15 protein-coding genes are annotated in these 13,541 nt (G+C 59.1%); 6 read left to right on the top strand and 9 right to left on the bottom strand.

Annotated elements, in window-relative coordinates; genetic code table 11:
* Positions 1-91 precede the first annotated feature (91 nt).
* The 3 genes from P9292_RS13580 to P9292_RS13570 are packed head-to-tail and all read right to left on the bottom strand — an operon-like array spanning position 92 to position 3,453.
* Positions 92-1,462: an LLM class flavin-dependent oxidoreductase gene (locus P9292_RS13580; protein ID WP_309959468.1), complete on the bottom strand. Its 1,371-nt coding sequence runs from the start codon at positions 1,460-1,462 to the stop codon at positions 92-94.
* Positions 1,463-1,473: 11 nt separating this feature from the next.
* Positions 1,474-2,421, bottom strand: a complete 948-nt coding sequence (locus P9292_RS13575) for a TauD/TfdA family dioxygenase (RefSeq protein WP_250493015.1) — start codon at positions 2,419-2,421, stop codon at positions 1,474-1,476.
* A gap of 45 nt (positions 2,422-2,466) precedes the next feature.
* Complete coding sequence (locus tag P9292_RS13570) at positions 2,467-3,453, bottom strand: ABC transporter substrate-binding protein (protein ID WP_309959466.1); 987 nt, start codon at positions 3,451-3,453, stop codon at positions 2,467-2,469.
* On the opposite strand from P9292_RS13570, the gene P9292_RS13565 reads away from it, so the two are divergent.
* Both P9292_RS13565 and P9292_RS13560 read left to right on the top strand, forming a co-directional pair.
* Positions 3,452-3,625, top strand: a complete 174-nt coding sequence (locus P9292_RS13565; RefSeq protein ID WP_309959464.1) for a hypothetical protein — start codon at positions 3,452-3,454, stop codon at positions 3,623-3,625. The two genes, P9292_RS13570 and P9292_RS13565, sit on opposite strands and share 2 nt — an antisense overlap.
* A 118-nt stretch (positions 3,626-3,743) precedes the next feature.
* On the top strand, positions 3,744-4,382 hold the full coding sequence (locus tag P9292_RS13560; RefSeq protein WP_250493016.1) for an NADPH-dependent FMN reductase: 639 nt from the start codon (positions 3,744-3,746) through the stop codon (positions 4,380-4,382).
* Between the two features lie 86 nt (positions 4,383-4,468).
* Here the strand turns inward: P9292_RS13560 and P9292_RS13555 are convergent, their stop codons facing one another.
* Positions 4,469-5,062: a nitroreductase family protein gene (locus P9292_RS13555; RefSeq protein WP_250466351.1), complete on the bottom strand. Its 594-nt coding sequence runs from the start codon at positions 5,060-5,062 to the stop codon at positions 4,469-4,471.
* A gap of 101 nt (positions 5,063-5,163) precedes the next feature.
* Complete coding sequence (locus P9292_RS13550) at positions 5,164-6,393, bottom strand: multidrug effflux MFS transporter (protein WP_250466352.1); 1,230 nt, start codon at positions 6,391-6,393, stop codon at positions 5,164-5,166.
* A 157-nt stretch (positions 6,394-6,550) separates the two neighbouring features.
* On the opposite strand from P9292_RS13550, the gene P9292_RS13545 reads away from it, so the two are divergent.
* Entirely contained in the window at positions 6,551-6,787 is a 237-nt protein-coding gene (locus P9292_RS13545; RefSeq protein WP_244829738.1) for a DUF1272 domain-containing protein, read from the top strand.
* Positions 6,788-6,822: 35 nt separating this feature from the next.
* Here P9292_RS13545 and P9292_RS13540 read toward each other — a convergent pair whose 3' ends face one another.
* A complete protein-coding gene (locus tag P9292_RS13540; RefSeq protein WP_309959461.1) occupies positions 6,823-7,341 on the bottom strand; it encodes a hypothetical protein in 519 nt (172 codons plus the stop codon).
* Between the two features lie 149 nt (positions 7,342-7,490).
* On the opposite strand from P9292_RS13540, the gene P9292_RS13535 reads away from it, so the two are divergent.
* On the top strand, positions 7,491-8,123 hold the full coding sequence (locus P9292_RS13535; protein ID WP_309959460.1) for a YceI family protein: 633 nt from the start codon (positions 7,491-7,493) through the stop codon (positions 8,121-8,123).
* Positions 8,124-8,134: 11 nt separating this feature from the next.
* Here P9292_RS13535 and tdh read toward each other — a convergent pair whose 3' ends face one another.
* Together tdh and P9292_RS13525 are read right to left on the bottom strand one after the other, a co-directional pair.
* Positions 8,135-9,166: an L-threonine 3-dehydrogenase gene (gene tdh / locus P9292_RS13530; RefSeq protein ID WP_309964012.1), complete on the bottom strand. Its 1,032-nt coding sequence runs from the start codon at positions 9,164-9,166 to the stop codon at positions 8,135-8,137.
* Between the two features lie 115 nt (positions 9,167-9,281).
* The gene (locus P9292_RS13525; RefSeq protein ID WP_250466358.1) at positions 9,282-10,484 is read right to left on the bottom strand and encodes a glycine C-acetyltransferase; all 1,203 of its coding nucleotides are present in this window, start codon (positions 10,482-10,484) and stop codon (positions 9,282-9,284) included.
* Positions 10,485-10,642: 158 nt separating this feature from the next.
* Between P9292_RS13525 and P9292_RS13520 the strand changes: the two genes are divergently transcribed.
* Entirely contained in the window at positions 10,643-11,245 is a 603-nt protein-coding gene (locus P9292_RS13520; RefSeq protein ID WP_309959457.1) for an XRE family transcriptional regulator, read from the top strand.
* A gap of 301 nt (positions 11,246-11,546) precedes the next feature.
* A complete protein-coding gene (locus P9292_RS13515; protein ID WP_309959454.1) occupies positions 11,547-11,903 on the top strand; it encodes a DUF2471 family protein in 357 nt (118 codons plus the stop codon).
* Positions 11,904-11,937: 34 nt separating this feature from the next.
* On the opposite strand, the gene P9292_RS13510 is transcribed toward P9292_RS13515, so the two are convergent.
* On the bottom strand, positions 11,938-13,380 hold the full coding sequence (locus P9292_RS13510; protein WP_309959452.1) for a DUF2252 domain-containing protein: 1,443 nt from the start codon (positions 13,378-13,380) through the stop codon (positions 11,938-11,940).
* Between the last annotated feature and the right edge of the window lie 161 nt (positions 13,381-13,541).

Genomic DNA, 13,541 nt, shown 5'->3' with positions numbered 1-13,541 from the left:
CTACGTTCGTGTTTGCCCCACGCAAACCAACGGTTTGCCAGATGCTATCCAAGGATCGCGCAATATCGTTTTGCGCGCCGCTGGCTCACATTCAGACGAGATCCGTGCTGGTTTCCTCTTGCGTCACGGCATAGCGAGAACGCGGTCTTTCGAGACCAAGATGATCGCGCAACGTGCGCCCTTCATAGCCGTATCGGAAGAGCCCGCGCCGGCGCAATTCAGGCAGCACCAGTTCAATGAAATCATTCAGCGAATCGGGCAGCAACGCGGCCATGACGTTGAAACCATCCGCCCCGTAATTGACAAAGCGCTCTTCCAGCGCATCCGCAACCTGCACCGGCGTGCCGACGATTTGCCAATGACCGCGCGCGCCCGCAATGCGCAAATAGAGCTGACGTATGGTCAGATTCTCGCGGCGCGCCAGGTCGATCATCAAGCCCTGGCGGCTCTTGCTGGCATTCGTTTCCGGCAAATCGGGAATGGGTCCGTCCAGCGGATAGCCCGAGAGATCGAAGCCGCCCGTGAGCGTCGAGACCATCGCTAGGCCGACCACGGGATCGATCAATGCCTGCAGTGCATCGAACTTTTCGCGTGCTTCTTCTTCCGTGCGTCCGACTATGGGCATGACGCCCGGCATGATCTTGAGCGATTCGGGATCACGTCCATATTGCGCCATGCGTCCCTTTACATCGGCATAGAACGCAACGGCATCTTCGAGCGTCTGCTGCGCGGTGAAGATCACTTCGGCGGTGCGCGCGGCAAGCGCCCTGCCCGCTTCAGACGATCCCGCCTGCACCACGACTGGATGACCCTGCGGCGCACGCGAAACGTTCAGCGGACCATGCACCTTGAAAAACTCGCCGCGATGGTCGAGCACGTGCCGCTTGTCGGGATCGAAATACCTGCCCGATGTTTTGTCGCGCACGAAGGCGTCGTCGTCCCAGCTATCCCACAGGCCCGTCACCACTTCGGCGAATTCCTCCGCGCGTTCGTAACGGTGTGCATGCGCGAGATGCTGATCGAGATTGAAGTTGCGCGCTTCATGCTCGCTCGACGAAGTGACGAGGTTCCAGCCCGCGCGGCCGCCGCTGATGTGATCCAGCGACGCGAACTTGCGCGCGATGTGATAAGGCTCGTTGAACGATGTCGATGCCGTACCGACCAACCCGATGCGCTCGGTCACGGCCGCGAGCGCGGACAACAGCGTAAGCGGCTCGAACTGCGCGACATAGCTGTGCGCGGTGCGGCTCAGGAACGCGGCATCGTCGCCGCGCGTGCCGGAGCCATCGGCGAGAAAGACGAGATCGAAGCTCGCCGCTTCCGCTGCCTGCGCGAGCGCTGTGTAATGCTTGAAGTTGACGCCGGCATCCGCGACGGCATGCGGATGACGCCACGCGGCAATGTGATGTCCCGTCGGATAAAGAAACGCGCCCAGGCGCAGTTGTCCGCTTCGTTTTGCCATGGCGTCGTCGATCAGTTGAGTGCGACAGCGGCCGCGGCACCCACCGGCGAGCCTTCGATTGCCACCGATGATTGACCGTCCGGTCCCACTGGAATATCGCCGACAAGCGTCGTGCGATATAGCTGTCGATCGAAATCCAGATCGAAGATATCGGTCGGCGCGAGATGCGCGGTCGTGCGGTTATCCCAGAACGCGATGCTGCCCGGCTCCCACTTGAAGCGCACGGTGAATTCCGGCCGCGTCACGTGTTCCCACAGCAGTTCGAGCAACGCCTGACTCTCGCGCGGCGCAAGACCCGCGATGTGCTTGAGAAAGCTCGGGCTTACATACAGCGCGCGTTCGCCGGTTTCAGGGTGCACACGCACGAGCGGATGCTCGCTCACGAGCGTGTGCTGGTCGACCGCTTTCGCGAAAGCATCGGTGCCGGCGGCGCCTTGCGGCGGCGCGAAGCGATGCACGCCACGCAGGCCATCGACGAATGCGCGCAGCGGCGCCGAGAGCTTTTGGTACGCGGCCACGAGGTTGGTCCATTGCGTATCGCCGCCATACGGCGGAATGGTCACGCCGCGCAAGATGGATGCATACGGCGGATTCACGGCAGCGGTGACGTCCGTATGCCAACCGGTCCACGGACGCAATACCGACTGCCCTTCGAAGCGCGTGGCCTTGCGGAACTTGGAGATCGAATAAATCTCGGGATGCCCGTCCACGTGACCGAAGACAGGGTGGCCCACCGTCAATTGGCCGAACTGCGCGGAAAACGCGACATGCTGTTCATGACTCAGGAATTGCTCGCGAAAGAACACCACGCGCCACTTCAGAAGCGCGTCGCGAATGGCCTTGACCTCGTCCTTCGACAAGGGCCGCGTAAGGTCGACACCGCTGATCTCCGCACCGATATGCGCGGACAACGGCTTCACTTCGACACGCGCTGCGTGTTCGATGACGGCTGCGTTCATATGCCTGTCTCCTGATTGATGTTGATGCCGGCGCGGATGCTCGCGTCAACTGCCTTGCGCATTTGCATCGTCCACGAAAAAGTAGTCGCGCCAGGACTTCGGTTCATGATGAATCACGCCTACGCGATAAAGAAAAGCGCCTAATTGCAGCGTGTTTTGCGGTGTCGTCGTGAAGCTCACGTCTTTGTCGCCGAGAATGCGTGCGACGAAAGCGGGCGTGAGTTTCGACTCGTCCTGACGAAGATAGATGGCTGCGGCCTGTTGCTTGTCGCTCGTAACGAGCTTTGCGGCATCGACAAGTGCGGCGCGTACGGCTGCATAGGTCTTCGGATTGTCCTTACGCCATTTCTCCGATGTCACGACCACGCTGCCCGTCGATGGACCGCCGAGAATGTCGGTCGAGCTGATGACCTTGTGGATCTTCGGATCGTCGAGCTCCTGATACTGATACGGCGCGTTCGAGAAATGCAGGTTGATGACCGAGTTGCCCGAGAGCATCGCGGTGGTTGCATCGGCATGCGGCATGTTCACTTCGAAGCGGTCGAGTTGCGCGTAGTTCGCATCGCCGTATGCCTTGGCCGATGCCATCTGCAACAGCCTGCCCTGCTGCGAGACCGCGACGGAAACCACCGCGATGCGGTCCTTTTCGCCGATATCCTTGATGCTGCGAATGCGGGGGTCGTTCGAAACGAGCACGACCGGAACCGAGCTTTGCGCCGCGATTGCACGGAAATTCTGGTGACCTTGCGTGCGGTCCCAGATCGTCATGAGCGGTCCGATGCCGAGCGTGGCGATATCCGCCGCACGCGAAAGCAGCGCTTCGTTCACGGCCGCGCCGCCGGAGAGCGTGTGCCATTCCACGTCGATCTTGATTCCGGCGCGCTCGCCTTCCTTCTCGATGAGCTTCTGGTCCTTCACGACCTTCAGCAGCAGCGAGCCGATGCCGTATTGATCGGCGACTTTCACTTCGCCTTCAGCATGCGCGCATTCGAAGGGAAGCGCGATCGATGCGATCAGCGCGAGCGCGGCCATGCTGCGATTGCTTGAGCCTTTGATCGTCATGCGGGGATTTTTGCCGTGGATTCGTCGCGCCAAGACGATGAAATGTACAAGCCGTCTCGTCACGCGCGAACCAAGAAAACGCCATACGGTTATCTTCGTGCGAGATAAGGTGCGCGGCACGGCACTTGCACATGCTTACTGAATATCCTTAGCGCAAATCATGCGTTCCGATACGCACGTTCGCTGGCTATCATGTTTAGTCTGTCGGCTCGCCGTAAAACGAACGCGCGCGCTGCTTTACCTTTCATGGAGCGTTCACCTTGACTCGAAACACCTCATCGCGTCAGCCGCTGGTTGTCGGTATCGGCGGAACGACGCGGCCGGCATCGTCGACCGAGCGTGCGCTGGCTTTTTCGCTGCGCGGCGCACAGGAATCCGGCGCGCGCGTGCAGTTGTTCGGCGGCGCGTTCCTGCATAGCCTGCCGCACTACGCGCCTGAGCATCGCAATCTGACCGACGAGCAGCACGAACTCATCGAGGCGGTGCGTATCGCCGACGCAGTGATCATCGCGACGCCGGGCTATCACGGCGGCATCTCGGGGCTGGTCAAGAACGCGCTGGATACGCTGGAAGAGCTGCGTGAGGACGAACGCCCTTATCTGGATGGGCGCGCAGTCGGCAGCATCGTGACCGCTTACGGATGGCAGGCAGCAGGCACCGTGCTGACGTCGCTGCGTTCGATCGTGCACGCGTTGCGCGGCTGGCCGACGCCTTTCGGTGCGACCGTCAACACGCTTGAAACGCGTTTCGAAACCGCCGATACGTGCTCCGACCCGAAGGTCGTCGAGCAGCTGCGCACCGTGGGCCGTCAAGCATCGAGTTTTGCGCTCGCATTCGCTGCACACGATAGCGACGCTTATCACGATGTCGAACGACGCGTGGCCGTCGCGCAGAGTTAAACGACCTCGCTTTAACGAAAAAGCCTTCGCCATGAGTGGCGAAGGCTTTTTTCATGGGCGCTACGGCTTGTTCGCGATCACTATCACTAAGCCGATTCGGGCCATCCACCGAACTTGGCGATCTCGTCCAGCGCAAGGCGCGCACGTGGCGCCTGCTCACGTTCGGCAAGCGCTTCGGGCAACGCCTCTGCCTCGCCATGATGCGCGATGGAGATCATGCTCAAAGCCTGATAGCGCTCGGGAATGGCGAAGGTATCGCGCAATTTCGCTGCATCGAAGCCGCCCATCGCATGCGCGGCGAGGCCGAGTGCATGCGCCTGCAACAATACGGCAAGACCCGCGGCGCCCGCGTCGTAACTCGCGCTTGGATTGATGGTGCCTTTAGCCGTGAGCGTGTCGGCAAGGACGGCGATGAGCACCTGCGCATGCGCGTTCCACGACTGATTGAACGGCACGAGCGTGGCGAATGCGCGCTCGAACGCCGCTGCATCTTGCCCCTTCTCGAACACCATGAAACGCCACGGTTGAACGTTATAAGCGGACGGCGCCCAGCGTGCGGCTTCCAGAACCGCGACTACCTGTTCATGCGCTACGGGCTGCTCTGCATACGCGCGCGGACTCCAGCGCCCTGCAAGCAGCGGATGAATGTCGATATCGGTTGGAGCGGGACGATGTGTCATGCGTTTATCTTCGATGGATATGACCATGCTTCATATGCGAAGCTTGGCAGTCAAGGGAATGCATCAAGTGTCGCCGATGCGCGCGGCATGGACAAGTCGCTTCAGGCGTTCATCTGTTCAAGATGCGCGAGCAACTTCGTCACCATCCACACGACGGTAAGTCCAAGCAACACGAAGAACGCTGCAAGGGGCGCCAGGATGTGAACCGATACGAAGCCCGCGAGTCCCATCATCACCGCCGATACGAGCAGCAATGCGCAACCGAGTATCGCGCTCGTCAGTCCAGCAATGTGGGGAAACAGCGAGTTGCCCTTGGCCATCAATGTCGGATACATGGCCCCTGCGCAGAAGCCCATTACGAGGACCGGTAGCGCAAGCGTCCACACATGCAGACCTATCGTCAACGAAAGCAATAGCATCACGATGGATGCGCCCGCCATGATCCGCGAGCCATACTTGAGCCGTTGTTCTGCTGTCGGCAGACGCAGGCTATGAATACGGTTGGACAGGCCGCCGAGAAAGTACATCAAGCCGATGCCAAGCGCGAGGTAACCGAAGTAAGTCGGCGGCTTATGCAACGTGTTCTGCACCATGAAAGGCCCGACGATGTTGAACACGAGCAGAATGCTGTAGCACAGTCCTTGCGCAAGAAAGCAGCTCTGAAAAACCGGGCTCGACAAGACCTTGCCCGTGTTCGCGACGAGCGTACGCAATTCGAGTCGAACAGGCTTGGGTAATGTCTCGCGATAACGCCACACGAGCACCCACATGACGATCGAATACACGAGCAGAAACACGAGACAGGCCTTCCAGCCGAACCACTCCTGCAAGTGCGCACCGATCACGGGCGCAATGATCGGCGCGAGTCCCCAAGCAATCGACATGTAAGTGAATGCGTGCAGCAGCGCCTGGCCTTTGAATGAATCGGTGATGATCGCCTTGGCGAGCAGATTGGTGGCCGCAATGCCGAAGCCCTGCAGACAGCGCGCCAACAGGAATGTTTCGAGGCTCGGCGCGACGAGTGACAGCAGACAGCCGACCGTATAGACGACGAGTCCGAAGGCCAGCACTGGCTTGCGGCCGTATGCATCCGCTATCGGACCAAATACGAGTTGGCCTAGCGCATAAGCGGCCATGTAACTGGATACGCTCGACTGGATCGCTTGCGGCGAGGTATCGAAGAAGCGCGCCATGGCGGGCAGCGCAGGAACGTAGATGTCGATTGCGAGCTGCCCTGCCGAAGCGAACAGGCATACGAGAAACAACAGATAGCGCGGCGAATTAGATACGCGCGCGACGGTACTGGTGCGGCTGGGAATGTCAGATGGCATGGAGGCGTCGGGAAGCGGGTGGCGATGTGCGATGGCATCGCAACGTATTGTGCCTGCATGAGCGGGATTTGGCGTAAATGTCCACTGCACGCGCGGGGATTGGTACGATCTCAGGTTCGAGACCATGAATGCAGCACTGAGGAGAAAGGAGCAAAAAATGCTTGAATTAAGGCCCGGTTGCGAATGTTGCGACAAGGACTTGTCGCCCGCTTCATCGGAGGCATTCATCTGCTCGTTCGAATGCACATTTTGCAGCGACTGTACCGAGCAAGTGCTAAAGGGCACGTGTCCGAACTGCGGCGGTGAACTGGTGAAGCGTCCGCGACGGCCGGCGGAGAAACTGGAGAAGAACCCGGCATCGACGAAACGAGTCTTTAATCCAGCGTGCCGTTGATTAGTTCGGATGCCGTATAAAATCGAGTTTGACGGTCAAAACTTGACCTTGATCTGAAAGCCGAGCGTGAACGGCAAGTCGCTCGAAGGAATGGGCGGAATGAGGATGATGTTCGCGCCCACGCGCTTATAGTCCACCATGATGAGCGGCGCGGCGACGGGGCCAAGCGTGTGATTGTGGCCAATACCCCAGCGGCCGTAGTCATAACCGGAGATCAAGCCACCCATGGCTGCGAGCCGCACGAAGCCCCAGTGAAGGAACTCGGGCGCCCAGACGCCGCCGCCGTAAAACGAAGGCTTCGAGAGCGAGTTGCGGAAATAGCCGCCGGTCACTGCCCATTGCGGCGAGACCCAGCATTCCACGCCAATGCCGGGATTGAACTGCTCGAAGTGCTTATCGGGATGAACGTGATGCGAGCCGATCATCGCATCGATCCAAACGCCGTCAGAGCACAGCGCGGCGTGCGCCGACGGCGTCCAAGATACCGTGATGGCAGCGAGCACCGCCGCACACGCGGCGCGAGGGAATCGGAAACAGAGTGGCCATGAGCGCATGATTTAGGCGTCTTATTTTCGAGATGAAGGTCGTCGCGAACTCTACCTGATCGTGCCATTTTCGTGTGATGAACTGACACGCACGTGACGAATGCGCACTTTTCTGTTTCGGAGGAAACTCGTTTTTCGCGTCGAGGAGATACAGATCGATGAAAGTTTGGAAAAGCTTGCAATGCGTCGCGCTATTCGCGTTGATCGCAACGAGTGGATGCACGCCGCTTGCCGTCGTCACGCACAGTGTGTCCGCGAATGAATCGAGCGTGCCGCCCGGGATGTATCAGTTAGATGCGCATCACTGGAATGTGAGCTTCGACGTCGATCATCTTCATTATTCGCGCTTTGTCATGCGTTTCGACAAGACGGCCGGACAGCTCGACTGGAGCGCGGATGGCATGACGGGGAGCACGGTGCATGTGACTATCGACGCCGCGAGCGTCAATACGAATGAGCCGTTGCTCGACCGGATGGTAAAGGGCCCCGACATGTTCGATGTCACGCATTATCCGAACATCGAATTCGTCAGCACCGGCTTCACGCGTACGGGCAACGACAAGGGCACACTGGCAGGCAATCTCACGATTCGCGGAACGACACGACCCGTCACTCTGGATGTCACGTTCAACGGGCATTCGGTCGATCCACTGACCAAGCTGGAAACGTTAGGCTTCTCGGCCGACGGTCATTTCAGCCGCGCGCAGTTCGGACTGACGACGTGGTATCCGGCAGTCGGCGACGATGTTCACGTCGCCATTCAGGCCGAGTTCGCAAAAGAGAAGCAGTGAAGCGCTGACACTTATGCCGCGGTCCAGTCGAGCACGACCTTGCCGCTGTTGCCCGAAAGCATGGTGTCGAACGCGCGCTGGTAGTCGTCGACGGGGAATGTGTGCGTGAGGATCGGCGAAAGATCGAGGCCACTTTGCAGCATAGCGACCATCTTGTACCAAGTCTCGAACATTTCACGCCCGTAAATGCCTTTGATCTCAAGACCCTTGAAGATAACCTGATTCCAGTCGATCGCAGTTTGTGCGGGTGGAATGCCGAGCAGAGCGACTTTGCCGCCGTGGTTCATCGCTTCCAGCATGGCGGTGAAAGCGCTCGGTACGCCGGACATTTCCAGGCCGACGTCAAACCCCTCGGTCATGCCGAGTTCTTGCATGACATTGCGCAGATTTTTTTTGGAAACGTTGACCGCTCGCGTTGCACCCATCTTGCGGGCAAGTTCGAGACGATATTCGTTGACGTCCGTAATGACGACATTGCGTGCTCCGACGTGCCGCGCAATGGCGGCGGCCATTACACCGATGGGTCCGGCGCCGGTAATCAGCACGTCTTCGCCGACAAGGTTGAACGAAAGGGCAGTGTGCGTCGCATTGCCGAAGGGGTCGAAGATCGCGGCGAGGTCGTCGGAGATATCAGGCGGAATCTTGAACGCGTTGAAGGCAGGGATCACGAGGTATTCGGCAAACGCGCCTTCGCGATTCACGCCGACGCCAACGGTGTTGCGACACAAGTGACGTCGACCTGCGCGGCAATTGCGGCAGAATCCGCATGTGATGTGACCTTCGCCGGAAACGCGATCGCCGATGGCAAAGCCGCGGACTTCCTGTCCCATCTCGACGATCTCACCGACATATTCATGGCCGACGTGCATCGGCACCGGTATCGTCTTCTGCGCCCAGTCATCCCACTTCCAGATGTGGATATCAGTACCGCAAATTGCAGTCTTGCGGATGCGGATGAGGACATCGTTATGTCCGACCTCCGGCCGCTTGACGTGAGTCAAGGTAAGACCGGGGGCGCGTTCGAGTTTGGCGAGTGCTTTCATTGTTGGTGTTCCGGGCGGTTGTGTCGCGGCGCTGCTTGTGACCGCGCCGTGCATCTAAAGGTCGGGGGACGTGTCCTGACTTTATGCGCATAAAGGACCCTGCGAAGCGTGAGTCCTAACGGATCACACCAAGCGAGCGGCCCACGCGCGCGAATGCATCGACTGCGCGGTCGATGTGTTCGGCGGTGTGGGCGGCGCTCATCTGCGTGCGGATGCGCGCGCGGCCCTTTGGCACGACAGGGTATGAAAATCCGATCACATAAACGCCCTCGTCGAGAAGCGCGTCGGCCATCTTCGAAGCAAGTTGGGCATCGCCAAGCATGACGGGAATGATCGGATGCTCGCCGGGCACTAGATCGAAACCTAAAGCGGTCATCGCTTGCCGAAACCGCGCGCCGTTTTCGCGAACGCGTCGCCGGAGCGCGGCGCCTTCATCACTATCCAGCAACTCAAGCACTTTCAGCGACGCAGCCGCAATGCTCGGCGCAAGCGTGTTCGAGAACAGATACGGCCGGCTGCGCTGCCGCAACAAGTCAATAATCTCCTGATGCGCAGCCACATATCCGCCTGACGCACCACCGAGCGCCTTGCCGAGCGTACCCGTGATGATGTCGATTCGATCGAGCACGCCGCAATACTCGGGCGTCCCGCGTCCGTTCTCCCCGATGAATCCAACGGCATGCGAGTCGTCGACCATCACCAGCGCGCCATAGCGCTCAGCCAGATCGCAGATGCCAGCAAGATTGGCGAAGATGCCGTCCATCGAGAACACGCCGTCAGTTGCGATCAATTTGAAGCGGGCGCCGGCTGCATCGGCTTCCTTCAAGCGCGCTTCGAGGTCTGCAAGATCGTTGTTCTTGTAGCGCAAGCGCTTTGCCTTGGAAAGACGCACGCCATCGATGATGCTCGCGTGGTTCAACTCATCGCTGATGATTGCATCATCCTCGGTCAGCAACGTCTCGAAGAGCCCGCCGTTCGCGTCAAAACAGCTTGAGTAAAGAATGGCGTCGTCGGAGTGGAGGAACTTCGCGACTTGTTGTTCCAGCGCTTTGTGTACCGTTTGTGTTCCGCAAATAAAGCGAACGGATGCCATGCCAAAGCCATCTGCTTCAAGTCCGGCTTTTGCGGCATCGACCAAGCGAGCGTCGTTCGCAAGACCGAGATAATTGTTCGCGCAAAAATTGAGGACGGTGCTCCCGTTGGCAAGGCGGATCTCCGAGGACTGCGGGCTAGCGATGACCCGCTCGCTTTTGTAAAACCCGGCGGCGCGAATCTCGTTAAGCGTAGTTTGCAAATGGGAGAGGTATCGGTCTTTCATCGGCATCTTTCCAGTATCCGGCTGTTCGAGAGTAGATGCAGACCAGCCAAGCTCGGCCACACCTTTAGCCCTGTTATAGTTCATTCATTGCATTGGACAGGTTCGGTATTTCGAACAAATTTCCAATATATCGAACACTCTAAAGGAATGCAGCGTTCATGACAAGTTCTGTCACAAGCGGCAAGGCCGGTGATTCCTCAGCCAGCGGAACTGCGCCACCACGCGTTGGCGAGCAGATTCAGCGTCTACGCAATGAAAGGAAATTGACACTCGATGACTTATCCAGGGCCGCTGGCGTTTCGAAATCGATGCTATCGGAGATCGAGCGGGACAAGGCCAATCCAACTATTGCCGTGGCGTGGCGGCTAACGAACGCACTGGGCATTAGCCTCAATCAGCTATTCGCGCAGCAAAAGGCCGGTGACGTAATACGCGTTGCAGGTCCGCATGAGATTCCGACATTGAATGGTAATAACGGCGGCTATCAGCTTCGCGTGTGGGGACCAGTTGAGTTGGCTGGGAAATTCGAATGGTACGAGCTCACGTTGCACGCGGGTGCGGCGCTGATCTCAGACGCGCATGAGCCAGGCACGCGGGAGCATTTGACCGTGTTAAATGGCGCAATCGAAATCGAAGCATCAGGTGCTGCGAAGCGACTGAAGGCGGGGGAAACCGCACGTTACGCTGCCGACGACGGTCATGTCATTAGGAATGTCGGGCGAGGCGAAGCAAAGGCTTTGCTCGTGGTTATACATGGGTAATGGCCCGACTCGCGAGTCTGCGGTTTTCCGCGAGCAGGTGCTCCGCCTCTTCCTCCAGCGCACAGCAACGGTGGCATGGCACTTCTTTATGCGCATAAATTTCTGGCGCGTCCTGCGAAGACGTAGCATCCGTCTGCGTCGCGCGGCCGCCTTTCGTTAGTCGCTGCGCACTCCCACGCAGGACTGAACCGCCCATAAGCGAAACCGCACATACATGCAAGGCGACTGGCGAGACCCTACTTTCATAGCGGCAAGTACTGTATATTTATACAGTACAAAGACCAGTCGGAAGGGGCGAATCATGGAGTCGAACGGCGAGCATCTCAGCAGAAAGCAGTTTGCACGTGCGGTACAAGATCTGGAACGCATTACGCGGCAGATTGCGGGCCGATACATCGATCTGGGCGTCCCGTTGACCTGGCGTTTGCTGCACGCCATCGAAGCGGAAGCCGTGGCGGACTTGGGCTTCGCTGGCCGGCACGAGGCTGCGTTGCGCGAACTTTTTGCCCGCCCCGACGACTTCCATTTCCCCGAAACCGACGACGTGGTCGATGTCGCCTCTTCCGACGCTTTGCCGGCAGTATTCGCATTCACCGTCGACGCCTACGAATGCGCTGCACGACAAGGCCGACCGCAACTGGCCATCGCCGCACACTGACATGGGAACGATGAACGCTGCACATCGCTAGTCATCAGGCGGCAAAGTCCGCCGCCATGTCCGCATCCGTGCGCGCCATAAGTCTGCCGTTGCGGCAGGCCAAGCGGAACGCGTCGTAATCTTTTTCGACTTGATCTGCATAGGAGCTCGCGTATCGGACGAGCACTTCCGCCATGCGATCACCCGAACCCAGATAGCCGGAAATCTCAAGCGCGCAGCCGCTTGCCTTGGCATGCGCGCGCGCGAGCGCCCAGCCGCATAGCGACGCGTATCCGCGAAAGGCCTCGCCGCTGAATGTTTCGAGGTCGGCGGATATTTTCATGTCGCGCAGTTGGCGAACATAAAGCGGGCGTCCAACCGGGCCCGACGCCCAGCCCAGAAAAGGATCGCTCGCCGCCTGCATCAAACGTTGCCCGTAAACGATGCGATGCCCGTCGTGCGTATGTTTCGTCGCGCCGACGTAGCGCGCCACCACGGACGTCGATGCCTCTTTCAACTGCAGGAAGAGCGCCTTACCAAGATGATCGGTAAGCAACAACACGAAGCATCGCGTTCCGACACTTCCCACTCCGACCACTTTGAAAGCGATGTCCTGAAGCGCGAATTGCGACAAAAGCGCGGCGCGCTCGGATGTCAGCGTCGAAACGTAATCGCGTATGAGCGGAGTCAGGATCGTGTGCGAATCGCCTTCGAGCTTCATCCACTCGTCGTCCTCGTCGACGAGCGTGCTTGCGCCGCGAATATGAAAGATCGCGGGCGGCGCGTCGCGAATTCGCCAGGCATCGCCCGATCGATCGGCGAGCTTCGGCAGCAGCTTTTCATGCGTGCGCCGGCTCGCGCGTTCGCTACCGCGCTTGATCCGACGTTTCACGTCTTCGTTTTGCACATCGTCGTACATCCTGTCGAACGTAATTCGTTCGTACCAAAGATCCAGCACGCCCATCTCGGCATACTCGCGCATGTGCTGCTGATAGCTCTGGGCCGCTTCGAAGCAGAGTGCTTCAGAGCCCGCGCGCCCGTGGCCCAGATGCCTGCCCGCGACCGCCACGCTCGCGACGAGTCGCTTGACGTCCCATTCCCATGGACCTTGTGCGGTTTCGTCGAAATCGTTCAGATCGAATACGAGCGCACGCTCGGGCGTCGCGAACCCGCCGAAGTTTGACAGGTGGCAGTCACCGCAGATTTGAACGGTCAATCCACTCGAAGGTGTACTAGCCAGATCGTGCGCCTGAACAATCGCGCTGCCACGAAAAAAAGCAAAGGGCGATGCCAACATGCGGCCGTATCGCAGCGGAATCAGCGCAGGGACGCGACCCATGCTGCTTATTCGCAGCAACTCGATGGGATCGCGATCGACGTCGCCGACAGCCTCTTGCGTGCCTCGTGGTGTTCGCTGACGCGCGGCACGTCCGCTAGCCCGGCGTTCCTGCCGCGTCAACGTCGATTGCCCCGAGTCTGATGCAAAGCCTTCGCCCATGGATCACCTCTCGTTATTATTCGAAGTACGTCACATCGAAAACAGTAGTCGACGATTGCAAACACCGCTACAAGACACTTCACCACACTTATCCTGAAGAGTGCCCTTGACGGAATCAGTCCGAAGTCCGACGCTGTTCGCAACGCAACATGACGCTTAGA

Origin of the sequence: Caballeronia sp. LZ001, assembly GCF_031450875.1 — a bacterium.
Lineage (GTDB): Bacteria > Pseudomonadota > Gammaproteobacteria > Burkholderiales > Burkholderiaceae > Caballeronia.
Note: the sequence above shows the minus strand (reverse complement) of the source record. Positions and strands in the feature narration are given on the sequence as shown.

What these genes read in the sequence shown, in the direction of transcription:
- P9292_RS13535 (WP_309959460.1), top strand. Translation starts at nt 7,491, where the DNA reads ATGAAAGTTTGGAAAAGCTTGCAATGCGTCGCGCTATTCGCGTTGATC.
- P9292_RS13580 (WP_309959468.1), bottom strand. Translation starts at nt 1,462, where the DNA reads ATGGCAAAACGAAGCGGACAACTGCGCCTGGGCGCGTTTCTTTATCCG.
- P9292_RS13515 (WP_309959454.1), top strand. Translation starts at nt 11,547, where the DNA reads ATGGAGTCGAACGGCGAGCATCTCAGCAGAAAGCAGTTTGCACGTGCG.
- P9292_RS13520 (WP_309959457.1), top strand. Translation starts at nt 10,643, where the DNA reads ATGACAAGTTCTGTCACAAGCGGCAAGGCCGGTGATTCCTCAGCCAGC.
- P9292_RS13575 (WP_250493015.1), bottom strand. Translation starts at nt 2,421, where the DNA reads ATGAACGCAGCCGTCATCGAACACGCAGCGCGTGTCGAAGTGAAGCCG.
- P9292_RS13565 (WP_309959464.1), top strand. Translation starts at nt 3,452, where the DNA reads ATGCTGCGATTGCTTGAGCCTTTGATCGTCATGCGGGGATTTTTGCCG.
- P9292_RS13510 (WP_309959452.1), bottom strand. Translation starts at nt 13,380, where the DNA reads ATGGGCGAAGGCTTTGCATCAGACTCGGGGCAATCGACGTTGACGCGG.
- tdh (WP_309964012.1), bottom strand. Translation starts at nt 9,166, where the DNA reads ATGAAAGCACTCGCCAAACTCGAACGCGCCCCCGGTCTTACCTTGACT.
- P9292_RS13570 (WP_309959466.1), bottom strand. Translation starts at nt 3,453, where the DNA reads ATGGCCGCGCTCGCGCTGATCGCATCGATCGCGCTTCCCTTCGAATGC.
- P9292_RS13525 (WP_250466358.1), bottom strand. Translation starts at nt 10,484, where the DNA reads ATGAAAGACCGATACCTCTCCCATTTGCAAACTACGCTTAACGAGATT.
- P9292_RS13550 (WP_250466352.1), bottom strand. Translation starts at nt 6,393, where the DNA reads ATGCCATCTGACATTCCCAGCCGCACCAGTACCGTCGCGCGCGTATCT.
- P9292_RS13545 (WP_244829738.1), top strand. Translation starts at nt 6,551, where the DNA reads ATGCTTGAATTAAGGCCCGGTTGCGAATGTTGCGACAAGGACTTGTCG.
- P9292_RS13540 (WP_309959461.1), bottom strand. Translation starts at nt 7,341, where the DNA reads ATGCGCTCATGGCCACTCTGTTTCCGATTCCCTCGCGCCGCGTGTGCG.
- P9292_RS13555 (WP_250466351.1), bottom strand. Translation starts at nt 5,062, where the DNA reads ATGACACATCGTCCCGCTCCAACCGATATCGACATTCATCCGCTGCTT.